This is a genomic window from Priestia sp. YIM B13486 (assembly GCF_042787865.1).
Taxonomy (GTDB): Bacteria; Bacillota; Bacilli; order Bacillales; family Bacillaceae_H; genus Priestia; species Priestia megaterium.
Window position 1 is genome coordinate 337359 of the sequence record NZ_JBHZOZ010000005.1, and the last position, 24925, is coordinate 362283.

Below are 24925 nucleotides of genomic sequence, written 5' to 3' on the forward strand. Positions count from 1 at the left end.
ATTACTCCTGCTCTGGGCTGCGTAAATAATAGCCTACTCCACGTCTTGTTACAATCCACATTGGATGGCTTGGATTATCTTCAATTTTTTCACGTAATCTTCGAACTGTTACATCTACCGTACGCACATCACCAAAATAGTCATAACCCCATACAGTTTGAAGCAAGTGTTCACGCGTCATGACTTGTCCAATGTGCTTCGCTAAATAATGCAGCAGCTCAAATTCACGGTGAGTCAGTTCAATCGTTTCTCCGCGCTTAGACACGATATAAGCATCTGGGTGAATAACAAGTGCTCCAATCGTAATTTCATTCGTTTCGCTTTCTTCCGTTGGAACAGCTACCTGCTGATGTCTACGTAAATTAGCTTTTACACGTGCTAATAATTCACGCGTACTAAACGGCTTAGTTACATAATCATCTGCACCTAATTCTAGACCTAAAACTTTGTCAATTTCAGAGTCTTTTGCTGTTAACATGATAATTGGCATATCATATTTTTTGCGCACTTCTCGGCAAACTTCCATTCCATCTTTCTGAGGAAGCATAATATCTAATAAAATCATTTCAGGCTGTACTTCTTCCACTTTTTCAAGTGCTTCTACGCCATCATAAGCACAAAATACTTCGTAACCTTCTTTTTGCAAATTAAACTTTAAAATATCTGCAATCGGCTTTTCGTCATCTACGACTAAAATACGTTTATCCATGATCATCGTTCTCCTTTATTAGTTGAAGCAAAATATAAAAGATAGTATTCATACTGTTTGAATACCGTAGTTTTATTATACTTGATAACCCTTGAAACGTCACAAGTTCATCCTCTACTATACATGAAGATATATGATTTTCAACCATCTCTAAATACAAAAGTAATATATTACCACAAAAGAGATACAAAGCAAATAACGTTTTCTTTTAAATGTAAATAAAAGAAAAAAGCATGACTTTAAATAAAGTCATGCTTTTTGATGGCTCGGGACGGAATCGAACCGCCGACACAAGGATTTTCAGTCCTTTGCTCTACCAACTGAGCTACCGAGCCAAAATGGCGGTCCCGACGGGAATCGAACCCGCGATCTCCTGCGTGACAGGCAGGCATGTTAACCGCTACACCACGGGACCTCAGTCTATATGCTATGTATTAAAAATATTAAAAATGACCCGTACGGGATTCGAACCCGTGTTACCGCCGTGAAAGGGCGGTGTCTTAACCGCTTGACCAACGGGCCACGTTGTAACAAAAGTGAGCCATGAAGGACTCGAACCTTCGACCCTCTGATTAAAAGTCAGATGCTCTACCAACTGAGCTAATGGCTCATGTTATATCTCTTAGCGACGCTTATTATAATAACATGATATTTCATATGAATGCAATAGTTTTTTTAAAACTTTCTTTTTATTATTGAGCTTTTTTAAAAAATCTTGTTAACAAAGCACCAATTATAAATAAAAAAGGTTAGCTCACGAGGAGCTAACCTTTTTTATTTAGCTATATACACCACGTAATACATTTGTTTGTGTACGATCTGGACCTACAGAGAAAATAGATAAAGGAATACCTGTTAATTGAGACACGCGCTCTAAGTAGTGGCGAGCGTTATCAGGTAACTCATCTAATGTTTTCACACCCGTAATATCTTCTGTCCAACCTGGAAGCTCTTCATATACAGGTTCGCATTCTGCAAGTGTTTTTAAGCTAGCAGGGAATTCTTCCATAACTTCCCCTTTATAACGGTAAGCTACGCAAATCTTTAATGTCTCAATTCCCGTTAATACATCAATTGAGTTTAAAGATAAATCTGTGATTCCGCTAACGCGACGAGCATGACGTACAACTACACTGTCGAACCAACCTACACGGCGAGGACGACCAGTTGTTGTACCATATTCACGTCCTACTTCACGGATTTGATCACCGATTTCGTTTGTTAATTCAGTTGGGAAAGGACCGTCACCAACACGAGTTGTATATGCTTTTGATACACCTACAACGTGTTTGATTTTAGATGGACCTACACCAGAACCAATTGTTACTCCACCCGCTACTGGGTTTGAAGATGTAACAAATGGATATGTTCCTTGGTCGATATCTAACATAACACCTTGTGCGCCTTCAAATAGTACACGACGTCCTTCGTCTAACGCATCATTTAATACTACTGATGTATCAACAACATATTTTGCAACTTGTTGACCATACTCATAGTACTCATCTAAAATTTCTTCTAATGTAAAGCCTTCTACTTCATACATTTTTTCAAGAAGGCGGTTCTTTTCAGCTAAGTTTTGTGTTAATTTTGCTTCAAATACTTCACGGTCTAGTAAATCGGCAATTCGAATACCAACACGTGCTGCTTTATCCATATAAGCTGGTCCAATACCTTTTTTCGTTGTACCAATCTTATTTTCACCTTTACGTTCTTCTTCAACTTCATCTAATTTTAAATGATATGGAAGAATCACATGAGCTCGGTTACTAATACGTAAGTTTTCTGTTGTTACACCGCGATCATGTAAGTATTTTAATTCTTGAACAAGCGCTTTTGGATCGACAACCATACCGTTTCCAATTACACACGTTTTGTCATTATAAAAAATACCTGAAGGAATTAAATGTAACTTATAAGTTTCACCATTAAACTTAATTGTGTGACCTGCATTGTTCCCACCTTGGTAACGTGCAATCACTTCTGCATTTTCTGATAGGAAGTCTGTAATCTTCCCTTTTCCTTCATCTCCCCATTGTGTTCCTACTACAACGACTGAAGACATATCTTAAGCACCTCCGCTTAGTAAGCAACAGCTCACTACGACATAATTTAACCATGGATAAGTGTATCAATTTATCACACTAAAGTCAATTAAATCCGAACGATTTAACAAAAGTTATTACAAATATATCGTATTTTGCGGAACGAATACGATAACAATAAAATAAAACCTCTCATATTGAGAGGTTTTATGCACCAGGCGGCACTCCTGCGTCATCAAAGCGCCGCTCGAGATTAACGAATTTATTGTACTCTTTTACAAAGGCAAGCTGTACGGTTCCAACTGGACCGTTACGCTGCTTGGCTATAATAATCTCGATAATATTTTGATTTTCTGTATCTTTTTCATAATAGTCTTCACGATATAAGAAAGCTACGATATCGGCATCCTGCTCAATACTTCCGGATTCACGGATATCAGACATCATTGGCCGCTTATCTTGTCTTTGCTCTACTCCACGGGAAAGCTGTGATAAGGCGATAACAGGAACTTCTAATTCACGAGCTAAAGCTTTTAACGCACGAGAAATTTCAGATACTTCCTGCTGTCGGTTTTCTCCGCTTCGTCCATTTCCTTGAATGAGCTGTAAGTAGTCAATTAAAATCATCCCAAGCCCGCCTTCTTGTTTCAAGCGACGGCACTTAGAACGGATTTCACCTACACGAATACCCGGTGTATCATCAATATAAATCCCTGCATTGGACAAAGATCCCATTGCCATCGTGAGCTTTCCCCAGTCATCAGCTGTAAGCGAACCTGTACGCAGCCTTTGTGCATCAATATTTCCTTCGGCACACAGCATCCTCATAACAAGCTGCTGAGCCCCCATCTCTAAACTGAAGATGGCTACGTTCTCATCCGTTTTCGTTGCAACGTTTTGCGCAATATTTAAGGCAAAAGCCGTTTTACCTACCGATGGTCGGGCCGCTACAATGATTAAATCATTTCGCTGGAACCCTGCTGTCATTCTATCTAAATCACTAAACCCGGTTGGGATACCTGTAATGTCACCTTTTCGATTGTGAAGAACTTCGATATCATCGTACGTTTGTACAAGTACATCTTTGATATTTTGAAACACACCGCTGTTTTTACGCTGTGCTACTTCTAAAATGTTTTTTTCCGCTTCATTTAATAAAACTTCCACTTCGTCTTCCCTTGCATATCCTTCTGAAGCAATATGCGTTGCAGTACGAATTAAACGGCGTAAAATCGACTTTTCTTCTACGATTTTACCGTAATACTCTACATTTGCAGCCGTTGGAACAGAGTTAGCTAAATCACTTAAATACGATACGCCGCCAACTTCTTCTAGGATTTTTTGGTCAGCTAATTCAGACGTTACCGTTACCAAATCAACCGGTTCACCTTGGTCAGAAAGTTTCAGCATACATGTAAAGATTTTCTGGTGCGATGCCCGGTAAAAATCTTCAGGTATTAGCAGTTCAGATGCTAAGGTTAAAGAAGAAGGCTCTAAGAAAATGGCCCCTAATAGCGCTTGCTCTGCTTCAATATTCTGAGGCGGAAGACGATCAGCAAAAAGATCACTCATATTTCTATGCCCCTCTTATATTCTTTCAGTATTTTCTTTCATCATAAATGTTGGCGCGAACAAATACAAGTCCGCGCCAACCCTTTATATTATTTACTTATTTCTCAATCTTACGTTTATTTTTGTTCAGTCACGTGTACCTTTACCGTAGCCGTTACTTCCGGATGTAATTTAACCGGTACATTTGTGTAGCCTAATGCGCGAATTGCATCATTTAATTCAATTTTACGCTTATCTACTTTAATTTTGTGCTTTTTCTTTAATTCTTCAGCAATTTGTTTGCTTGTGATAGAACCGAATAAACGGCCACCTTCACCAGATTTTGCTGTTAATTCAACTGTTAGTTCTTCAAGAGTTGCTTTTAACTCTTTGTTTGCTTGAAGTTCTGCAGCTGCATCTTTTTGCTCTCTATTTTTTTGTGCTTCTAATACTTTCACATTACCGCCTGTAGCTTCAACAGCATAACCATTTTTTAATAAGAAGTTATGTGCATAACCGTCTGAAACATTTTTCACTTCACCTTTTTTGCCTTTTCCTTTTACATCTTTTAAGAAAATTACTTTCATGATTTTTTACCTCCATCTAAGTACTCATCAATTGCTTGTTTAAGCCGTTCTTCAGCTTCATCCAAACTAATGTCTTGAAGCTGAGTAGCAGCATTCGTTAAATGGCCTCCGCCTTGGAGACTTTCCATAATAACTTGTACATTGATATCTCCAAGCGATCTAGCACTAATGCCAATTAGATTATCCCGTCGCTTAGAAATAACAAACGAAGCAACCACTCCGCTGATTGAAAGCAGCGTATCTGCAGCCTGCGCAATTAACACTTGATCATACATTTTGTTTGGTTCAGCTCGTGAAATAGCAATACCTGCTGTATAAATCTCTGCATGTTCAATAAAGCGTGCTCGCTGTACATATTGCGTGATATCTTCTTTTAAAAACTTTTGAACAAGAACCGTATCTGCGCCTTGAGAACGTAAAAAGGACGCTGCATCAAACGTACGAGATCCCGTGCGTAATGTAAAGCTTTTTGTATCGACAATAATACCGGCTAAAAGTGCTGTTGCTTCTAGCATATCAATTTTAAATCGTTTTGGCTGGTATTCAAGAAGCTCAGTAACGAGTTCTGCTGTCGAGGAAGCATATGGCTCCATATAGACAAGAAGAGGATCTTCGATAAAGTCTTCTCCTCGTCTATGATGATCAATGACCACGACATTTTCAATACGATTTAATAACCTTTCTTCAATAACGAGCGACGGCTTATGCGTATCTACTACTACTAAAAGAGTATCATCACTCACAAGATTTAAGGCTTCTTCAGGCGTAATAAATCGTTCCCACAGGCCTTCTTTCTTTTTAATCTCTTCTAGCATTCGCTGAACACCTGTATCAATATGATCAGGATCTAATACGATAAAACCGTCTTTCTGATTGACTTGCGCTACTTTTAATATCCCAATAGCAGCTCCTACAGCATCCATATCCGGATACTTATGACCCATGATAATCACTTTTCCACTCTCTGTAATGAGCTCTTTTAACGCGTGAGAAATAACCCTTGCACGCACGCGCGTCCGTTTTTCCATTGGGTTTGTCTTGCCCCCAAAGAATTTCACTTTTCCATTCGGCTGTTTAATTGCTACTTGATCTCCACCTCGACCTAAGGCCAAATCCAAACTAGATTGAGCTAAAGCACCCAGCTCAGGTAAATCAGCAGCACCAGCTCCGATACCAATGCTCAATGTAAGCGGTATATTTTGTTTAGACGTCTCTTCTCGAACTTGGTCTAAGATAGAAAATTTGCTTCGCTCTAAATGAATTAAGATTTGTTCATTCATAATCGCAATAAATTTCTCGGAAGACGTACGTTTAATAAAAATACCGTATTCTTGAGCCCAACTATTTAACATAGAGGTTACTTGGCTATTCAAGTTACTTTTAACTTGATCATCCATTCCTTGCGTTAGTTCATCATAATTATCTAAAAAGATAATACCTAAACTTGTTCGTTCTTCTTCATACAATTTTTCGATTTCTATTTGCTCTGTAATATCAAAGAAGTACAGTAAGCGCTCGTCTCGTTTAATCACCACTTTAAATTTCCGATCATGCAACGTGACAACTTCTGTTTCCACTTCTTGTTTGATCAGTGGAATAATACTTTCGGCTACATCGTATAATGATCTTCCCACTAGTGTGTCTTCACCGAGACAAGATGCTAGAAAAGGATTGGTCCATTCAATTTGATATTCATCATTAAACAGCATAATCCCAATCGGCATTTCCATTAATGCCTCTTCGCCTACTTTTTTCAGCCGATGAGACAGCATTGAAATATAGGTTTCAAACTCATCGGACAGCATTCGCTCCATTCTCATGTATAGAAAAAGACAGGCTAATAGTAATATAAAGCCTATCATTCCTATGATCCAATTATGATAGGTCACGATACCTACTAAAATCAGAGCTATACTATACAATGAGTAAAATGGATAGCGAATGACGTTCTTTTTTGTAAAGACAGGCATCCATTTCAGCTCCTACTTTTTTAAGTTCCACAATATCTACTTTTTTGTGTCTAATTGTTTTCTTAAATTAAATCCTAAATCAATTATACCTAAGATGCGCACAATTTGAAGGATAATTGGAATAATTAATGCTAAAATTGTTACAACAATTGGAATTGCTTTGGCATACCCTTTTTGATGTGAGAAATAGAAAATAAAAGAGATCCCTTGTAACACGACTAGCATTTGCAGTCCCATCACGATGTTGATAATAGCTACGTACATAAATGTACCTTGTTCAATATTAAAAGATGGGAAGGATAAAATTAATGCAATCAAATAATACCATAGAATACTTTTAGGAAGTTTAAATTCACGAAAAGGCGGGAATGCTTGCACCTCATAACCTGTTCTTTTAAGAATAGGTGTAGCAATAAGCTGAGAGAAAAAGGCCAGAATAACTCCACCCATAACAATTAATAGAGGCAACAGATTTTTAAACATATCAAATGCATCTCTCATTTGGTCAATTTGAGATTCCTTAACGTCTTGTCCTAAACTTTTCATCATTTCAATACTTTGATTAATCGATTGATCTAAAGCATTATTTATTTGCTCCATTAGATTAACATTAAAAACGATGTTTGCTCCTACGAACAATAAAAGTAAACCTAAACTAAATGCAACCGTGCCGCCTAGTAAAATGGTATACCTTTTTTGTTTTTGTCGGTAAAGCATTCCTATTGCTAATCCACCAATACCAAATACAAATGTAAAAGGAAGGGTCAACACATTTCCAAATAACAAAGTCAATAACAACCCTACTACTAAAAATAATATTGCCTTTTTCCACCCATGACGAACGGTATACACAATAAATGGAACAGCTAGCGCTAGTTGAAAAATGGTTCCCACAACAGGTATGTATAGTGAAAAAAGCAACAGCGCCACAAACAGCGCTAAAAGAGCTGCTCCTTCTGTAATATATCGAATTCCTTTCACAACTTCACCTCGTTGATATAGACTATTATTTATTTTATCGATTCAATTCATAAGAAGCAACTATTTGACAAAAGAGCACCTATGTAATGTAAAAAGAGGCAGTAAGGGAATCCTTACTGCCTCTTTTTACACCGTTCATTATTCACCAGAAACATATGGTAATAATGCCATTTGACGAGCGCGTTTGATAGCGATCGTTAATTTACGTTGGTATTTAGCGCTTGTTCCAGTTACACGACGAGGTAAAATTTTACCACGCTCTGAAACGAATTTTTTAAGCATATCTACATCTTTGTAATCGATGTGAGTGATGCCGTTTGCTGTGAAGAAACAAACTTTACGACGTCTGTTGCGTCCACCTTTACGTCCACCTGCCATTTTGATACGCCTCCTTCCGCTTAAAAGTTTCTATAAAATTTTATACTCCGGATAATCTACTGCGAATTAAAACGGTAAATCGTCATCTGAAATGTCAATTGTCTCGCCATTATTTGCAAATGGATCATCATCAACGCGAGTATAACCTTGATTACCTGAGTTACGGTTCTGATTATCTCCAAATGGAGAGCCTTGTCCAGATCCTCCAGTGTTAGCAAAGTTACTGCGTTGCGTATCCCCACCGCCACTTTTCGGCTCTAAAAATTGCACACTTTCCGCTACAACTTCCGTTACGTATACGCGACGACCGTCTTGTCCTTCGTAACTGCGAGATTGTAGTCGACCATCAACACCAGCTAAACTTCCTTTTTTAAGGAAATTGGCTGCATTTTCAGCCTGACGACGCCATACAACACAGTTGATGAAGTCAGCTTCACGTTCACCTTGCTGATTTGTAAATGTGCGGTTTACCGCTAAAGTGAATGTTGCAACCGCTGCTCCACTCGGGGTATAACGTAATTCAGGATCTTTGGTTAAGCGTCCTACGAGAATTACGCGATTCATCATCAGAACCACTCCTTAAGGAAATAAAACCCAATTTATTTAAACGTTTAATTATGCTTCTTGTTTAACAACGATATGACGGATAATGTCTTCGTTGATTTTCGCAAGACGATCAAATTCAGAAACTGCTTCTGAATTAGCCGCCACGTCAAGAATCATGTAGTAACCGTCACGGAAATCATTGATTTCGTATGCTAAACGACGTTTACCCCATTCTTTAACATTTGCGATTTCAGCACCATTATCAGTTAATACGCCGTTAAAGCGCTCAACTAATGCTTTCTTTGCTTCGTCATCAATGCTTGGACGGATGATGTACATTACTTCATACTTTCTCATCACTGTCACCTCCTTTTGGTCTAACGGCCCGAAATGGGCAAGGAGCAATAAAATATTACTCACGAATTAAAATTATAGCACACTACCATAGGCAAAGCAATACGCATTGCGGGCTGTTTCGTAAATATATGCTAATATTTTAGCCAACGACAAAAGCCGAAAGAAGATATCTCCTTTCGGCTTTTAATCTTATACGTTAAAGCGGAAATGCATAACGTCTCCGTCTTTTACGATGTATTCTTTTCCTTCTAAACGTACTTTTCCAGCTTCACGAGCTGCTCCCATTGTTTTGGCAGCTAATAAATCCTCATATGACACCGTTTCTGCGCGAATAAATCCGCGTTCAAAATCTGTATGAATAATACCTGCACACTCAGGAGCTTTCATACCTTGTGTAAACGTCCATGCGCGTACTTCTTGCTCACCAGCTGTAAAGTACGTAGCTAATCCAAGTAAGTCGTACGCTGCACGTACAAGCTGATCTAGACCTGACTGTTCGATGCCTAGTTCTTCAAGGAACATTGCTTTTTCTTCTCCTTCAAGCTCAGCAATTTCAGATTCAATGCGTGCACAAACAACAATCACTTCTGCACCTTCACTTGCCGCATACTCGCGCACTTTTGCTACATATTCGTTAGCAGATGCATCCGCTACTTCATCTTCAGAAACGTTTGCTACATAAAGAATAGGTTTGATCGTTAGCAAATGAAATTGTTTTACTAGTTTCATTTGCTCTTCTGTAAATGATACAGCACGAGCTGGCTGATCACTTTCAAATGCATTCTTTAGTTTCTCTAAAATTTCGTATTCATACATTGCTTCTTTATCTTTTTGTTTAGCCATCTTTTGAACACGGCCAATACGCTTCTCTACCGTTTCTAAATCTGCTAAAATCAACTCTAAATTAATTGTTTCAATATCTGAAATAGGATCTACTTTTCCTGAAACGTGCGTGATGTTTTCATCTTCAAAACAACGCACAACGTGACAAATCGCATCTACTTCTCGAATATGAGATAAGAATTTATTTCCCAGTCCTTCACCTTTACTAGCACCCTTTACGATTCCAGCGATATCTGTGAATTCAAATGCTGTTGGAATTGTTTTTTTAGGTTTTACAAGCTCTGTAAGTTTTTGAAGACGATGATCAGGTACTTCTACAATACCTACGTTAGGATCAATCGTACAGAAAGGATAGTTCGCAGATTCTGCGCCCGCTTGTGTAATTGCATTAAATAATGTTGATTTCCCAACGTTCGGAAGACCAACAATTCCAGCTGTTAAAGCCATATATTTATTCACTCCTCTTTATATATCCGAAACAAGTTAACCTGTCACAATTATAGTGAGTCAACTTTTGAAATACAAGTTTAATAAAGAACCTTTAGTAACACCGCTTTAAGATGCTTCATTTTGTCCCACCTTACAGTATAAGGCATAAACATAGAAAATGCATGAGGTTATTCCTCATGCTTTACAAGAATTTTTTTCATTTTACGTGCAAAATCACGTCTTGGAATCATTACGCTATGGCCGCAGCCTTCACATTTAATGCGGATATCCATTCCCATTCGAATGATTTTCCATTCATTTGTACCGCAAGGATGAGGTTTTTTCATTTCCACAACGTCATTTAAACCAAATTCTTTTTCCGTCATCAACTCTCTCCTCCTTATTTCCCTTTCAACGTCGACGAATGCTGTGCTTCTTCTGTACGATTATACATAACCATACGAGGAAATGGAACTTCAATGCCATGTTCATTTAGCCTTGTACGCACTTCTTTACGAATCATACGAGAAATATGGAAATGTCTCATTGGTTTTACTTCGCTTGTAATCCTCATTGTGACTTCAGTTGCATGGATATTTTGAACCCCCAGCAATTCAGGCGTTTTAACCATATCTTCATAGCGGCTTGGTAATTCTTCTAGCAGCTCTAAAATCACTTTTTCTGCTTTTTGTATGTTTTCTTCATAAGAAATGCTTACATCAACAAAAGCTACGCTGTTATGTAACGAAAAATTAGTGACCTCCACAATACTGCCATTGGGCAAGATATTAATCTCGCCTGTCCAACTCTTAATCTTTGTTGTTCGCAGACCGATTTCTTCTACAGTTCCCTCAAATGTTCCTACTCGAACATAATCCCCAACGGAGAACTGATCTTCAAAGATAATAAAAAATCCCGTAATGATGTCTTTCACTAAGTTTTGAGCACCAAACCCTACCGCGAGCCCTACGATTCCAGCCCCCGCTAGCAATCCTCGAACATCTACCGATAATGTTTCTAAAATCATAACTCCCGCAACGAAATAAATAGCATAAGAAAAAACATTCTGAAGCAAACGGACCATCGTAGCTTCTCGTCGCTCAGAAATACGCAGAGGGCTATTTGTGCGAACCTCTACAAATTTATTTAACGCTTGCTTTCCAATTCGAATTAAAAACATGGAAATAAGCAGAATCAACAGAATTTTTATGAAGCCTTCTCCAATATGTGCCCACGTTTCTTCTTGAAAAAATGGCTCAAATACGTTCTTAAAAACTGACGTCAACGAATTCATACTACATGTAGCTCCTATCGTAACATACTCTACATACGAGAAAGTTTTAATCTATTGTAGCAAGTTTCTACGAACTTTTGTAGCGATTTCGAAATGGATACAATAGAACGGCTGTTACTAAAAATAAATTGACGATTCCATACATTGGATACAAAACAGCAATCAAAGTAGAAAAACCTAACTTTGTAAAGGGAATCATTAAAAGTAGCCAGCAGGCTGCCAGTTTCCAAAGAGATTGCACTCTTTCAGTATGAAAACGCGTGGTCAGTCCTAAGATTCCCGATACGGCTGTTGTATAAATTGCAATGAGCAAAACAATGCTCATCAAAAACAGCATCGTATAAGGAAAGTCTTTCAGAATAGCGAATAATGGAATTTCATAAGAAGAAAGAAGGCCTGAAACTTGAATAAGCGATTCATTATAAATAAAGGAGAGCCCTCCTAATAAAAAACCACTGCCAACACTTGCAATATAAATCTCTTTTTTGCTTTTAATTTCCTTTCCAATTGTAGATAATACCGCGACAAGAGGAAGAATATTTAAAGCCGTAAAGGTAAAAGCAGCAGGCCAATTATGCTGAAGATGCCAATCAGTTACTCCAGGATGACGTAAAACAAATGTAAGAAGTACGCCAGCTAGTCCAATCATTAAAATTGGCATAACGAAAGAATTGATAGAAAGAAGCCCATTTAATCCTCTTGAAAAAACAAAGACGATAAACGCACTAAGAGCGCCAATTCCCCACCAGTAAGGAACATGCCACATTTCCAATGTCGCCCCGCCGCCCGCGATCATAATCACCGTCGTCGTAAACAAATAAAAAACGATTAAAACATCGTAGGCTGCAGCCCATCTCTTTCCTATTAATTCAATTAGTACTGGATAAAATTGATTGGTTCGGTAGCGATAGCTGATTTGCATAATCACATTGCAAGAAATCGCAAAAATAATAGAAAATAGAAAAATAGCAAGTCCGCTTTCTTCGCCAAAGAACTGCCATAGCTCTCTCCCTGAAGCATACCCAGCGCCTATCATGGTTCCCATAATTAAGAATATCCATTTACATCCTGCTCTCCACATCGATTTTCCCCCAATCCATGAAATATAATGTATAGAATCTTCAAAATCTTCGTATACTGTTACTATTATGTATAAGGAGTGGACCCTATGAATTTAAAATCTCCCTTCTTTGAGAAGACACAACATTCAACCCGCGTATTTCATGATGAAGAATCTGCTACAAAGAAGCTGAGTACACAGTTACTATCTTTACTTCCAGCACAGAAAGACAGACCAATTGTTTTTGTATGTATTGGAACGGACCGTTCAACTGGGGACTCATTGGGTCCATTAGTCGGAACGAAATTGAATGAAAAGAAGGTTTCGTCTTTTCACATTTTTGGAACGTTAGAAGAGCCTGTTCATGCTGTTAATTTGAAAGAAACGTTAAAACATATTCAAAAACTTTTCCCGAATCCTTTTATTATTGGAATTGATGCTTGTTTAGGTCGTATGAAAAGCGTAGGCTCTGCATCACTTGGAATAGGACCCGTTAAACCAGGAGCAGGAGTTAATAAAGAATTGCCGCCAGTCGGGGATATTCATATAACAGGGGTTGTCAACGTGAGCGGATTTATGGAGTTTTTCGTCTTGCAAAATACGAGGCTTCACCTCGTTATGTGCATTGCCGATTTAATCGCGAAAAGTATTGAGACTGCGCACAACGAACGAGAGAAAGAGTTTAATAATTCTTCGGTTTACCAACCTGTAAGACATTATAAACAATAAAAAAGGTTGTCCTAAAACTAGGACAACCTTTTTTATACAGAAGATTTGTTAGTCTGAGAAAGATCGTTAAATAATTCAAGAAGACGGTTTAAATCTTCTTTAGAGAAAAATTCGATTTCAATTTTTCCTTTTTTCTTGCTTTGTGTAATATGAACAGAGGTACCAAAACGCTCACGAAGCTGTGTTTCACTTTGTTTTATAAATAAATCTTTATCTTTTTTAGTTTTTGATGTTTCACGTGGAACGGCTTTATTTAAGTGGGCAATATAAGCCTCTAGCTGTCTAACATTCAATTGTTCCTTGCGTATTTTTTCAACGACTTTAGGTAGAAGAGCTTTATTTTTCAAACCGACTAGCGTACGGCCGTGGCCCATAGACAATTCATTAGTAGAAATGAGGGTTTGAATTTCCTCAGGCAACTGCAAGAGGCGAACATAGTTAGCAATATGAGGTCGGCTTTTTCCCAGTCGTGTAGCAAGTTGCTCCTGTGTCATATCGAGCTTATCCATAAGCAATTGATAAGCGGTTGCTTCTTCAATTGGCGTCAAATCTTCACGCTGTAAATTTTCTAACAAAGCTAGTTCCATCATTTGCTTTTCTGAAAAGTCTTTTATAATGACAGGAACAGTAGCAAGGTCGGCTTCTTTAGCAGCTCTAAATCGTCTTTCACCCGCTAAGATTTCATAGCCTTTAATGCTTTTGCGAGCTACAATAGGCTGTAAGATGCCATGATGTAAAATGGATTGCTTTAACTCATTAATTGCTTCTTTATTAAACGTTTTACGTGGTTGATAGGGGTTGGGTCTGAGTTCGTGAATAGCAACTTCCTGAATTGAATCATCAGCCTGTGCATCTAAGCCTGAAAATAAGGCATTAATTCCTTTCCCTAATCCTTTCGCCATTATAAATCACTTCCTTTGCAAGTTCCGTATAAACTGCGGCCCCTCTAGATCTTGCATCATATAAGATAATTGGTTCACCATGACTAGGTGCTTCGCTCAAACGAACATTTCGAGGAATAATCGTTTGATAAACGCGATCCTGAAAGTACTTCTTCACTTCTGCTGTTACCTGAAGTCCTAAATTTGTGCGTGCATCAAGCATAGTCAGTAACACACCTTCGATACGCAGTTGATTATTCAAATGTTTTTGGACTAATCTAACGGTATTTAGCAGTTGACTTAACCCTTCAAGCGCATAATATTCACACTGTACAGGTATTAAAACAGAATCAGCTGCCGTTAACGCATTTAATGTCAGTAAACCAAGAGAAGGGGGACAATCAATAATAACATAATCAAAGTGATCTTTCACCGTTTCTAAAGCTCTCTTAAGTCGAACTTCACGTGAAATGGTGGACACTAATTCAATTTCTGCACCAGCTAATTGAATGGTCGCGGGAATGATTGATAAATTTCCGACGGCTGTTGAACGAACAACGTTCTTAGCTTCCATATCTTCCACGATTACATTATAAATACATTCATCTACATCTGCTTTATCTATGCCAACTCCACTCGTAGCGTTACCCTGGGGATCTCCGTCTACAAGTAGAACCTTTTTTCCTTGTTCAGCTAAACAAGCTCCTAAATTAACAGCGGTTGTTGTTTTTCCAACTCCGCCTTTTTGATTCGCAACTGCCACAATTTTCCCCATGTTGTCACCTACTTTCATTTCCATCCCATTTGTCCAGACAGTTTAATTGCTCATTGAATTTTCTGACGAAAAACTTTGATAAAAAAGCCTCATCAAAAAAAAGATGAGGGCTATTTCTTTATTTTTTCGGAATCTTAATAGTAAACTGAAAATACTCATCAAACTCTTCTTCTTCCGTGTTTAATGAAATACCGCTGTCACTAACCATTGTCAAGGATTGACGAATTGTATTCATTGCGATGCGCGTATCTTTACTAAACGCTTTTCTTTTTGCTTTTGGCTTTTTAACCTGCGTTTCTAACAATTTAACTACTCGATCTTCCGTTTGTTTTACATTTAATTGTTTTTCAATAATTTCAGCTAATACTTGAAGTTGTTTTTCTTGATTTTTGAGGGGAATGAGCGCTCTTGCATGTCGCTCTGTAATCAATTTTTGTTTGATTGCTTCTTGTATTTCAACAGGAAGCTTTAACAAACGAAGCTTGTTTGCAATTGTGGATTGGCCTTTTCCTAAACGTTGAGCTAATGCCTCTTGGGTAAGATTATGTAACTCAATTAACTTTGCGTAGGCTAGTGCTTCTTCGACAGCCGTTAGCTCTTCACGTTGTAAGTTTTCTATTAAAGCCACAGAGGCCGTTTCTGTATCGTTAAAATGTTTCACAATTGCAGGAACCGTATCCCATCCTAAGCTTTGTACAGCTCTCCAACGGCGTTCTCCAGCAATTAATTCGTATTCTTCGCCCTCAGTCGGTCGAACCACAATAGGTTGAATGATACCGTGTGTATGAATAGTCAGAGCTAGCTCTTCAATTTTTGCTTCATTAAACACAGTACGCGGCTGGTAACGATTTGGAATAATACTTGAAACCCTAATTTGTTTTACTTCATCTCTTAAAACTTTTTCGACATTTTCATCTTGGACAGTTTCAATCTCTACATGAATATCCTCATCTTTTTCCTTTAAATTAAAAAAACGTGAAAAAGCAGATTTCATAGTCCCACACCACCTTCAGGAAAATCCCGCCTTAAACTAATTCGATGTTTTTTAACCATATCCTGCTTTCTAAACAGAAAATATAGAGAAGAAAATGTTTCATATGAAACATTCTCTTCTCTATCTATTTAATGTCTACTCTAGTGGAAGCTTAACTGGGGTACCAGGTTTTCTAGGATATTTTTTAGGCGTTTTCTTGATTTTGTCTATTAAAATAATGTAACGTTCACTTTGCTCCAAAGGCAATTGGAAATGTTCAATCGACTTCACTTTTCCGCCTAATACTTGGAATGATTTTTCTCCATTTTTCAATTCCTCTGGGGCAGAAGCACCTTTCATTGCTAAAAAGCGTCCTTGTTCTTTAACAAGCGGTAAGCAAAATTCATTAAGAACCGAGATACGTGCGACGGCTCTTGCCGTTACAAGATCGAATGACTCGCGAATCGTTTCTTTTTTACCAAATGTTTCAGCTCGATCATGACATAGTGTGACATTGTCTAGTTCAAGCTCATTTACAAGATGCGTTAAAAACGTAATACGCTTTTGTAACGAATCAACGATTGTTACATGCAAATGCGGGAAGCAAATTTTGATCGGAATACTTGGAAATCCTGCTCCTGCACCTACATCACACATGGATTCAATTTCTGTAAAGTCTTGAAAAAAAGCAGCTGAAATAGAATCGTAAAAATGCTTTTCATACACTTCACCGTGATCAGTGATAGCAGTTAAATTCATTTTTTCGTTCCATTCCACTAAAACTTGATAATACTTTTCAAATTGATTCAGCTGTTTAGAAGAAAGAGAAATTCCCTTTTCTTCTAATAGCTGTTGAAACTGTTGAATATTCATTGAGTTTCCCTTTCTTCGCGCCTAAGAGTTTTAATCATTTGATACTTTAGCGATGCGCCCTTGTTCAATATAAACAAGCAAGATTGAAATATCAGCTGGGTTGACTCCAGAAATACGTGAAGCTTGCGCTACCGTTAGTGGCCGCACTTGGTTTAATTTTTGACGTGCTTCTGTAGCTAAACCGTTAATTGCATCATAATCAATATAATCAGGAATCTTTTTGTTTTCTAACTTCTTCAAGCGTTCAACTTGCTGAAGTGATTTCTGAATATATCCTTCGTATTTCACCTGAATTTCTACTTGTTCAGCTACTTCAGGATCTACCGTCTCATCAGCTGGTGCTAATTGATGAATATGAGTATATGTCATTTCAGGACGGCGAAGTAAATCTGTCGCACGAATGCCATCTTTTAATTCGCTGCCGCCAGCTTCTTTAATCAGTTGTTGAACAGCTTCGTTCGGCTTAATAATAAAGGAGAAAAGACGTTTCTTCTCTTGCTCGATTTCCGCTTTCTTCTGTTCAAATTTAGCATAGCGCTCATCGCTGATTAATCCTAGTTCACGACCAATTTCAGTAAGGCGTAAATCAGCGTTATCATGACGAAGCAATAAACGATATTCTGCACGAGACGTTAACAGACGATACGGTTCATTTGTTCCTTTTGTTACTAAATCATCCACCAATACACCGATGTAAGCATCAGAACGTCCTAAGATGACTTCTTCTTGTTCCAGGGCTCTTCTTCCCGCGTTAATTCCAGCAAGAAGACCTTGGCCTGCAGCTTCTTCATAACCAGAGGTTCCGTTAATTTGTCCAGCCGTATAAAGATTTTTAATTTTTTTCGTTTCAAGCGTTGGCCATAACTGAGTCGGAACAATTGCATCATATTCAATAGCATAGCCCGCACGCATCATTTGGACTTTTTCAAGACCCGGAATTGTCGCAAGCATTTGACGCTGTACGTGCTCAGGAAGACTTGTTGATAGTCCTTGAACATATACTTCTTGCGTATTTCGTCCTTCTGGCTCTAAGAAAATTTGGTGGCGCGGTTTATCATTAAAGCGCACAACCTTATCTTCAATAGATGGACAGTAGCGTGGTCCAGTACCTTTGATCATCCCAGAATACATAGGAGATAAGTGAAGGTTATCATCAATAATTTGATGAGTTTGTTCACTTGTATATGTTAACCAGCAAGGCAGTTGATCTGTAATGTACTGTGTTGTTTCGTATGAGAAAGCACGAGGCACATCATCCCCAGGCTGAATCTCTGTTTTGCTGTAATCAATAGTTGAGCTATTAACACGAGGTGGAGTTCCTGTTTTAAAACGGACCATGTCCAGCCCTAACTCCTCTAAGTGTTCAGAAAGCTTAATAGCCGGTTGTTGATTATTAGGACCGCTTGAATATTTTAGTTCACCTAAAATAATTTCCCCGCGTAAGAACGTCCCTGTCGTAATAACAACTGTTTTAGCTTTATACACAGCTCCCGTTTGAGTGACAACGCCCGTACATACACCGTCTTCTACGATTAATTGTTCTACCATACCTTGCATAAGCGTTAGATTTTCTTCGTTTTCTAACGTTTTTTTCATTTCATGCTGATAAGCAAATTTATCCGCTTGAGCTCTAAGTGCTCGAACAGCTGGACCTTTTCCTGTGTTTAACATTCTCATTTGAATATGAGTTTTATCGATATTTCTACCCATTTCTCCGCCAAGAGCATCAATTTCACGTACGACAATACCTTTTGCAGGACCCCCTACAGAAGGGTTGCAGGGCATAAACGCCACCATGTCTAAGTTGATGGTCAACGTTAACGTTTTAGCACCCATACGCGCAGAAGCAAGTGCCGCTTCACAACCTGCATGACCTGCTCCAATGACAATAACATCATATTGTCCACCTTCATATTGCATAATAGTAGCCTCCTTTAATAATCTATTTTCCTAAACAGAATTGAGAGAATAACTGATCAATTAAGCTTTCGTGAACAGCATCACCAATAATTTCACCTAATAGTTCCCACGTTCTTGTTAAATCAATTTGGACGATATCGATTGGAACACCACTTTCAATGCCTGTGATGGCCTCATCGATAGCTCCTCTTGCTTGCGTTAAAAGCGCAATATGTCTCGTATTAGATAAATATGTTAAATCTTGAGATTCAATTGTTCCTCCAAAGAAAAGAGCTGCGATTGCTTCTTCAAGCTGATCTACTCCTTGTTCTTGAAGAAGCGAAGTCGTCACTATTGGATGATTACCAGCAAATTGCTGCACTTCCTCTAGATTAATTTTTTGCTCAAGATCTGTTTTATTCACAATCACGATAACGTCCATGCCTTTTACAGCTTCAAATAGCTTTTTATCTTCGTCCGTTAGTTCTTCATTAAAATTCAACACAAGCAAAATTAAATCTGCTTCTTTCAAGTACTGACGGGAGCGTTCCACACCAATTCGTTCTACAATATCTTCTGTTTCACGAATTCCAGCTGTATCAACTAATCGCAGAGGAACTCCTCGCACATTGACGTACTCTTCGATTACATCTCGCGTCGTTCCAGGAATGTCTGTGACAATGGCCTTTGCATCTTGCACTAAACTATTTAAAAGAGAAGATTTCCCTACATTAGGACGTCCAATAATAACCGTAGCCAATCCTTCTCTTAAAATTTTTCCTTGATGAGAGGTTTGAAGAAGCTTATCAATTTCTTGGCGTACATTTGAAGCTTTTTCGATCAATACTTGGTGAGTCATTTCCTCTACATCGTCATATTCTGGGTAGTCAATGTTTACTTCTACATGGGCAAGTGTTTCGAGAATTTCCTGCCGTAAATGACGTACTAGCTTGGACAAACGCCCTTCCATTTGGCCAATCGCCATATTCATCGCTTTATCTGTTTTGGCACGAATTAAATCCATGACAGCTTCTGCTTGTGACAAGTCTACTCGACCATTTAAAAACGCTCGTTTTGTAAACTCACCCGGCTCAGCTAAACGGGCACCATTTGCAATAACTAACTGCAGCACACGATTAACGGATACAATTCCTCCGTGACAGTTAATTTCAATAATGTCTTCTCTAGTAAATGTCTTGGGACCTTTCATAATGGAAAGCATCACTTCTTCGACGACTTGCTCTGTCTTGGGATCTACGATATGACCGTAGTGAATAGTATGAGAAGCTACGTCTGTTAATCGTTTGTTCGAAACGCTTTTAAAGATACGATCTGCAATCGTAATGGCTTCTTCACCACTCAGGCGGACGATGGCAATAGCTCCTTCTCCCATTGGTGTAGAAATGGCCGCAATTGTATCAAAATCCAGCACCAACTTCACCTCATTTCATTTTATAAACCTTTTATTTTAAACGATGTTATATACTATCATCGTTAACAATTTTCCACGAACAAAAACATCTATTTTAAGGCCCGTAATTTGTATGAACCAAATAAATAGAATACCACAATTCACCGATTTGGAACATCTCTAACGTTCTTCTGTTATACACAGTAAGAAAAACAGGCAGTATGTACTATTTTAACTTATCCACATGTGAATAACAACGTATGTAACTTGATTTTTTGAACGCTAGCTTGATAAAAGTAAACATAAAAAAGCACTAGCGCATTTTGCTAGTGCTTTTTTCCGACGGGCTGAACCAAAATACTTCTTTTTGGTTCTTTCCCGACAGAGTGTGTCTCAACTAAAGAATTTTTAGCTAACACTTGGTGAATCATTTTTCTTTCATGCGAAGGCATTGGTTCTAGTTGAACAGATCGATTCGTTTTAATCGCCTGATTTGCTATTTTTAATGCCAGTTTTTCGACCATTTCTTTTCGTTTTTCTCGGTAGCCTTCTGGGTTTAATACAACATTTAAAAATTGCTGACTGTATCGATTAGCTACCAGTTGTGTGAGAAGCTGGAGCGCATTAAGGGTTTGTCCATGTTTTCCAATCAACATTCCCGCAGAATCGCTACTAATCTCAATTATGCAGTTTCTCGAGGTCTTTTTGACGTTCGTATGAATCGAAATCCCCATTTCACGGCTAACATTTGTAATAAAATGAACCGCTTCCTCTACAGGGTCAACTATTTTTGTAACTTTTACAACTGCAGGTTTTCCCTTAAAGATTCCTAAAAATCCTTTTTTGCCTGGTTCAATTATTTCTACATTTGCTTGATTTCGCTCTACTTCTAAAGCATCTAATGCTTCTTGAACAGCAGCTTCAATCGTCTGGGCCGTAATTGTGATTTCGTTCATTTTTTAACCCCTTCAATATTCGCTTGTTTTAAGTCTGGCCCTTTAATGAAGTAGGTTTGAATAATCATAAATAGATTTCCCACTACCCAATAAAGAGATAAGGCGGCTGGAAAATTGATTGCAAAAACCACAATCATAATCGGCATAACCCAAAGCATCATAGCCATTTGAGGATTTTGATTTGCATTTCCGGCCATCATCATCTTTTGCTGAATAAACGTTGTGATTCCTGCGACAATTGGTAAGATAAATAGCGGGTCACGCGCACCTAAATCAAACCATAAAAAGCTGTTGTTTGCGATTTCTGACGTTCGTGTAATCGCGTGGAAAATCCCAATAAGAATGGGCATTTGAATTAGAATTGGGAAGCACCCAGCTAAAGGATTTACTCCGTAAGTTTGGAATAATGCCATCGTTTCTTTCTGCAATTGCTGCTGCGTCTGGGCATCTTTTGAACTGTACTTCTCCTTTAACTTCTGCATTTCGGGCTGAAGTGTCTGCATTGCTTTCGTGTTTCTCATCTGTTTAATCATAAGCGGTAGAATAAGTAAGCGAATCAGGATTGTGACAACGATGATCGCAACTCCATAGCTTTTAAATACCTCCGCCAGATACGTAATGACTAATGACAGCGGATACACAACATACTCATTCCAAAAACCTTTACTATCATCTGTAATAGGTTGGTTAATTTCCGTACAACCCGCTAAAACAGTTAATAGAAAGATAAGCGTTATCCCTAAAAACAACTTCTTCTTCACCTGTTTTTCCTCCTTCTACATGTTCACCTTTCAATTCTGAAAGTGCGTCAAAATCCATTATATAAGGATGCGGTAGAAAAACAACAGCTATTAAAGGCTTTTCTTCTATTGTTTATTAATCGTTTTGTCTATGTGTAAGTAATTTGCCACGCTTAAAGACATGCTGCAAGCTACTTTTAATTTCTTCATAGCTCATTGTTGCAGCAGGCTGCCTTGCAATTACAATATAATCTTTGTCTTGCTTCAAATACGGTGTGAATTCAAACATAATTTGTTTAGCAAGGCGCTTAACTCGATTACGAGTCACGGCATTTCCAATCTTTTTGCCCACGGAGAATCCTACGCGGAAATGTTCTTGATCCGGTTTGTCTAGAACATACAAGACAAATTGGCGATTCGCTACGGACTTGCCCTTTTTAAAAACTGTTTGAAATTCATCATTCTTTTTTATACGATATCTTTTTTTCATTTTTAACAACTCCTGCCCTTTTTCAGGTCATGCTTTTATGTAGTCCCTACAGGAACAGAGGTGATTTTAGTCTTATAAAGCGAAAAAAGACCACTGGCGTCAGTGGTCTATTATGCTGATAATACTTTTCTTCCTTTACGACGACGACGAGCTAAAACTTTACGTCCATTCGCTGAGCTCATACGAGCGCGGAAACCGTGTACTTTACTGTGCTTACGTTTGTTTGGTTGGTAAGTTCTTTTCATCTATAAACACCTCCTCGAGGAATAACTGAAAAAGACAGTCCTTGCAATTATAATGAAAAGACTAAGAAGATGTCAATGTTATTTAAAAAATAAAATTTTCAATCTCTTGGTTTCATTATCTGTTTTACTCAATCTTCTTCATTCTAATATCTTTATAACCCAATTGTCTATACCTAATCAATAAAATTCATTGATTTATTAAAGAAAAAATTTTTCCTTTTCATCTCTTTTTCTTTCTCTACCAGCTGTGATCGCATCATTACTGAACAAAACTACAACAATAAATGTTATAAAAAGCCTCTTTTTTATTCAAATTCTTCTCTTAAACCTTTGTGGATAAGTTTTTTCGACATTTTTCTACTTTTCCATTTCTTATCGACAACTCATGCACACTATCTTGTGTTGTGGAAAACTTTTCTCCACAAGGTGTAGTGATTGTGGATAAGTTTCGAAAATTCATTGCATCATGCCGAATTCTTTGATATTATATTTTTGTTTTCACTCTTAATTACTTTTCCACAGTTGGTTTTTATCCACAGACTGTGGACAACTTGTGGACATCATTTCCACTATCACTGTATAAAGTTATCCACACCATGTGGAATCTGTCGAATAGTCGGCTTTCTTCTATAATATATATTTACCCACATAATAGCAATTGTATAAATATAAATTTTTTATGCATAAGGTTTTGTACAGGTTGTACAAGAGTTGTACAAAGCGCATAAAAGCTAGAAAAAGGAGGGATTGCTCGTTGGAAAACATTCATGATTTATGGAATAGAGCTTTAGATCAAATTGAAAAAAAATTAAGCAAACCTAGTTTTGAAACGTGGCTCAAATCGACAAAAGCTCATGCTTTACAAGGAGACACGCTCATTATTACTGCGCCTAATGATTTTGCACGGGACTGGTTAGAATCTAGGTATTCTAATTTAATTGCTGAAACGCTTTATGATCTTACGGGGGAAGAGTTAGATGTAAAATTTATTATTCCTCCTAACCAGGCCGAGGAAGAATTCGATATTCAAACTCCTAAAAAGAAAGTCAATAAAGACGAAGGAGCAGAATTTCCTCAAAGCATGCTAAATTCGAAGTATACCTTTGATACATTTGTTATCGGATCTGGAAATCGGTTTGCGCATGCAGCTTCTTTAGCAGTAGCAGAAGCGCCGGCTAAAGCGTATAATCCGCTTTTTATTTACGGGGGAGTAGGATTAGGTAAAACACACTTAATGCACGCCATAGGCCACTATGTGTTAGATCATAATCCTGCCGCGAAAGTCGTGTACTTATCATCTGAAAAATTCACAAATGAGTTTATTAACTCTATTCGTGACAATAAAGCAGTAGAATTCCGCAACAAATACCGTAATGTAGATGTTTTACTGATTGATGATATTCAATTCTTAGCAGGTAAAGAGCAGACACAAGAAGAATTTTTCCATACGTTTAATACGCTTCACGAAGAAAGCAAGCAGATTGTCATCTCAAGTGATCGACCGCCGAAAGAAATTCCTACACTTGAAGATCGACTTCGCTCTCGCTTTGAATGGGGCCTTATTACAGATATCACACCACCAGATTTGGAAACACGAATTGCTATTCTGCGTAAAAAAGCAAAAGCGGACGGCTTAGTTATTCCAAATGAAGTTATGCTTTATATCGCCAATCAGATTGATTCAAATATCAGAGAATTAGAAGGCGCACTTATTCGTGTAGTAGCTTATTCTTCACTAATTAATAAAGATATAAACGCTGATTTAGCAGCAGAAGCATTAAAAGATATCATTCCTAGTTCAAAACCTAGGGTTATTACGATTCAAGACATCCAACAGATTGTTGGACAAGAATTTAATATAAAATTAGATGATTTTAAAGCGAAGAAACGTACAAAGTCAGTAGCGTTTCCTAGACAAATTGCCATGTACCTTTCTCGCGAACTAACAGATTTTTCGCTGCCTAAAATTGGAGAAGAGTTTGGCGGGCGAGACCATACTACTGTCATCCATGCTCATGAAAAAATTTCAAAACTTGTTCAAACAGATACTGACCTACAAAAACAAATTAAAGAAATAAGTGAATCACTAAAAATATAGGCTTTTTTTACTTGTATTTTGTGTATAAGTGAGTTAGGATTGTACACAGTCTGTCCACATGTGGATAGGCTGTGTTCTCACGTTTTTAGGGGTTATCCACATTTC

At 37.9% G+C, this 24925-nt stretch carries 25 protein-coding genes and 4 tRNA genes; 2 read left to right on the plus strand and 27 right to left on the minus strand.

The features are described 5' to 3' along the window. Window position 1 precedes the first annotated feature (1 nt). The 17 genes from yycF to ACFX4G_RS16440 all read right to left on the minus strand — a co-directional run bounded on the left by yycF (window position 2) and on the right by ACFX4G_RS16440 (window position 12771). Window positions 2-709: a response regulator YycF gene (gene yycF, locus ACFX4G_RS16360; RefSeq protein ID WP_013085552.1), complete on the minus strand. Its 708-nt coding sequence runs from the start codon at window positions 707-709 to the stop codon at window positions 2-4. A 262-nt stretch (window positions 710-971) separates the two neighbouring features. Then, window positions 972-1044, minus strand: a tRNA-Phe gene (locus tag ACFX4G_RS16365). 4 nt (window positions 1045-1048) lie between these two features. Then, window positions 1049-1124, minus strand: a tRNA-Asp gene (locus ACFX4G_RS16370). A 35-nt stretch (window positions 1125-1159) separates the two neighbouring features. Beyond that, window positions 1160-1231: transfer RNA gene (locus tag ACFX4G_RS16375), tRNA-Glu, on the minus strand. Window positions 1232-1246: 15 nt separating this feature from the next. Beyond that, window positions 1247-1319: transfer RNA gene (locus ACFX4G_RS16380), tRNA-Lys, on the minus strand. A 168-nt stretch (window positions 1320-1487) separates the two neighbouring features. Then, on the minus strand, window positions 1488-2774 hold the full coding sequence (locus ACFX4G_RS16385; RefSeq protein WP_013085553.1) for an adenylosuccinate synthase: 1287 nt from the start codon (window positions 2772-2774) through the stop codon (window positions 1488-1490). A gap of 187 nt (window positions 2775-2961) precedes the next feature. After that, entirely contained in the window at window positions 2962-4326 is a 1365-nt protein-coding gene (gene dnaB / locus ACFX4G_RS16390; RefSeq protein WP_013059909.1) for a replicative DNA helicase, read from the minus strand. A 116-nt stretch (window positions 4327-4442) separates the two neighbouring features. Then, window positions 4443-4892, minus strand: coding sequence for a 50S ribosomal protein L9 (gene rplI / locus ACFX4G_RS16395; RefSeq protein WP_013059910.1), 450 nt, complete (start codon window positions 4890-4892; stop codon window positions 4443-4445). Further along, window positions 4889-6862: a DHH family phosphoesterase gene (locus tag ACFX4G_RS16400; RefSeq protein ID WP_025752414.1), complete on the minus strand. Its 1974-nt coding sequence runs from the start codon at window positions 6860-6862 to the stop codon at window positions 4889-4891. The genes rplI and ACFX4G_RS16400 overlap by 4 nt, the downstream gene beginning before the upstream one ends. Window positions 6863-6898: 36 nt before the next feature. After that, window positions 6899-7843, minus strand: a complete 945-nt coding sequence (locus tag ACFX4G_RS16405) for a YybS family protein (protein WP_043977601.1) — start codon at window positions 7841-7843, stop codon at window positions 6899-6901. A gap of 138 nt (window positions 7844-7981) precedes the next feature. Further along, window positions 7982-8221, minus strand: coding sequence for a 30S ribosomal protein S18 (rpsR, locus tag ACFX4G_RS16410; protein WP_013059913.1), 240 nt, complete (start codon window positions 8219-8221; stop codon window positions 7982-7984). 66 nt (window positions 8222-8287) lie between these two features. Beyond that, window positions 8288-8788 (minus strand): single-stranded DNA-binding protein, encoded by a 501-nt coding sequence (gene ssb / locus ACFX4G_RS16415; RefSeq protein WP_013059914.1) that lies wholly within the window; start codon window positions 8786-8788, stop codon window positions 8288-8290. A 48-nt stretch (window positions 8789-8836) separates the two neighbouring features. Beyond that, the gene (gene rpsF, locus ACFX4G_RS16420) at window positions 8837-9124 is read right to left on the minus strand and encodes a 30S ribosomal protein S6 (protein ID WP_053487843.1); all 288 of its coding nucleotides are present in this window, start codon (window positions 9122-9124) and stop codon (window positions 8837-8839) included. A gap of 189 nt (window positions 9125-9313) precedes the next feature. Next, a complete protein-coding gene (ychF, locus tag ACFX4G_RS16425) occupies window positions 9314-10414 on the minus strand; it encodes a redox-regulated ATPase YchF (RefSeq protein WP_013059916.1) in 1101 nt (366 codons plus the stop codon). Window positions 10415-10584: 170 nt separating this feature from the next. After that, window positions 10585-10782 (minus strand): DUF951 domain-containing protein, encoded by a 198-nt coding sequence (locus tag ACFX4G_RS16430; protein WP_013059917.1) that lies wholly within the window; start codon window positions 10780-10782, stop codon window positions 10585-10587. Window positions 10783-10796: 14 nt separating this feature from the next. After that, window positions 10797-11690 (minus strand): mechanosensitive ion channel family protein, encoded by an 894-nt coding sequence (locus ACFX4G_RS16435; RefSeq protein ID WP_013085559.1) that lies wholly within the window; start codon window positions 11688-11690, stop codon window positions 10797-10799. A 67-nt stretch (window positions 11691-11757) separates the two neighbouring features. Next, window positions 11758-12771 (minus strand): YkvI family membrane protein, encoded by a 1014-nt coding sequence (locus ACFX4G_RS16440; RefSeq protein ID WP_377575721.1) that lies wholly within the window; start codon window positions 12769-12771, stop codon window positions 11758-11760. A gap of 87 nt (window positions 12772-12858) precedes the next feature. Here ACFX4G_RS16440 and yyaC point away from each other — a divergent pair, with 87 nt between their 5' ends. Continuing rightward, window positions 12859-13479 (plus strand): spore protease YyaC, encoded by a 621-nt coding sequence (gene yyaC, locus ACFX4G_RS16445; RefSeq protein WP_013059920.1) that lies wholly within the window; start codon window positions 12859-12861, stop codon window positions 13477-13479. A gap of 32 nt (window positions 13480-13511) precedes the next feature. Here the strand turns inward: yyaC and ACFX4G_RS16450 are convergent, their stop codons facing one another. From ACFX4G_RS16450 to rpmH, 10 genes are all read right to left on the minus strand, one after another. Further along, on the minus strand, window positions 13512-14381 hold the full coding sequence (locus tag ACFX4G_RS16450; protein WP_013059921.1) for a ParB/RepB/Spo0J family partition protein: 870 nt from the start codon (window positions 14379-14381) through the stop codon (window positions 13512-13514). Beyond that, the gene (locus tag ACFX4G_RS16455; protein WP_013085563.1) at window positions 14353-15135 is read right to left on the minus strand and encodes a ParA family protein; all 783 of its coding nucleotides are present in this window, start codon (window positions 15133-15135) and stop codon (window positions 14353-14355) included. Before ACFX4G_RS16455 ends, ACFX4G_RS16450 begins: the two co-directional genes overlap by 29 nt. A 118-nt stretch (window positions 15136-15253) precedes the next feature. Next, on the minus strand, window positions 15254-16129 hold the full coding sequence (gene noc / locus ACFX4G_RS16460) for a nucleoid occlusion protein (protein WP_013059923.1): 876 nt from the start codon (window positions 16127-16129) through the stop codon (window positions 15254-15256). A gap of 135 nt (window positions 16130-16264) precedes the next feature. Continuing rightward, on the minus strand, window positions 16265-16981 hold the full coding sequence (gene rsmG / locus ACFX4G_RS16465; protein WP_013085565.1) for a 16S rRNA (guanine(527)-N(7))-methyltransferase RsmG: 717 nt from the start codon (window positions 16979-16981) through the stop codon (window positions 16265-16267). Window positions 16982-17011: 30 nt separating this feature from the next. Next, a complete protein-coding gene (gene mnmG, locus ACFX4G_RS16470) occupies window positions 17012-18901 on the minus strand; it encodes a tRNA uridine-5-carboxymethylaminomethyl(34) synthesis enzyme MnmG (protein ID WP_013059925.1) in 1890 nt (629 codons plus the stop codon). A 22-nt stretch (window positions 18902-18923) separates the two neighbouring features. Then, the gene (mnmE, locus tag ACFX4G_RS16475; protein ID WP_377575733.1) at window positions 18924-20309 is read right to left on the minus strand and encodes a tRNA uridine-5-carboxymethylaminomethyl(34) synthesis GTPase MnmE; all 1386 of its coding nucleotides are present in this window, start codon (window positions 20307-20309) and stop codon (window positions 18924-18926) included. 308 nt (window positions 20310-20617) lie between these two features. After that, the gene (gene jag / locus ACFX4G_RS16480) at window positions 20618-21247 is read right to left on the minus strand and encodes an RNA-binding cell elongation regulator Jag/EloR (RefSeq protein ID WP_097824957.1); all 630 of its coding nucleotides are present in this window, start codon (window positions 21245-21247) and stop codon (window positions 20618-20620) included. After that, window positions 21244-22008, minus strand: coding sequence for a YidC family membrane integrase SpoIIIJ (gene spoIIIJ / locus ACFX4G_RS16485; protein ID WP_013085568.1), 765 nt, complete (start codon window positions 22006-22008; stop codon window positions 21244-21246). Before spoIIIJ ends, jag begins: the two co-directional genes overlap by 4 nt. Before the next feature lie 115 nt (window positions 22009-22123). Next, window positions 22124-22477 (minus strand): ribonuclease P protein component, encoded by a 354-nt coding sequence (gene rnpA / locus ACFX4G_RS16490; RefSeq protein ID WP_013059929.1) that lies wholly within the window; start codon window positions 22475-22477, stop codon window positions 22124-22126. Window positions 22478-22587: 110 nt separating this feature from the next. Then, window positions 22588-22722, minus strand: a complete 135-nt coding sequence (gene rpmH / locus ACFX4G_RS16495) for a 50S ribosomal protein L34 (RefSeq protein WP_013059930.1) — start codon at window positions 22720-22722, stop codon at window positions 22588-22590. 754 nt (window positions 22723-23476) lie between these two features. Here rpmH and dnaA point away from each other — a divergent pair. Next, the gene (gene dnaA, locus ACFX4G_RS16500; protein ID WP_028411911.1) at window positions 23477-24820 is read left to right on the plus strand and encodes a chromosomal replication initiator protein DnaA; all 1344 of its coding nucleotides are present in this window, start codon (window positions 23477-23479) and stop codon (window positions 24818-24820) included. The last annotated feature ends 105 nt before the right edge of the window (window positions 24821-24925 follow it).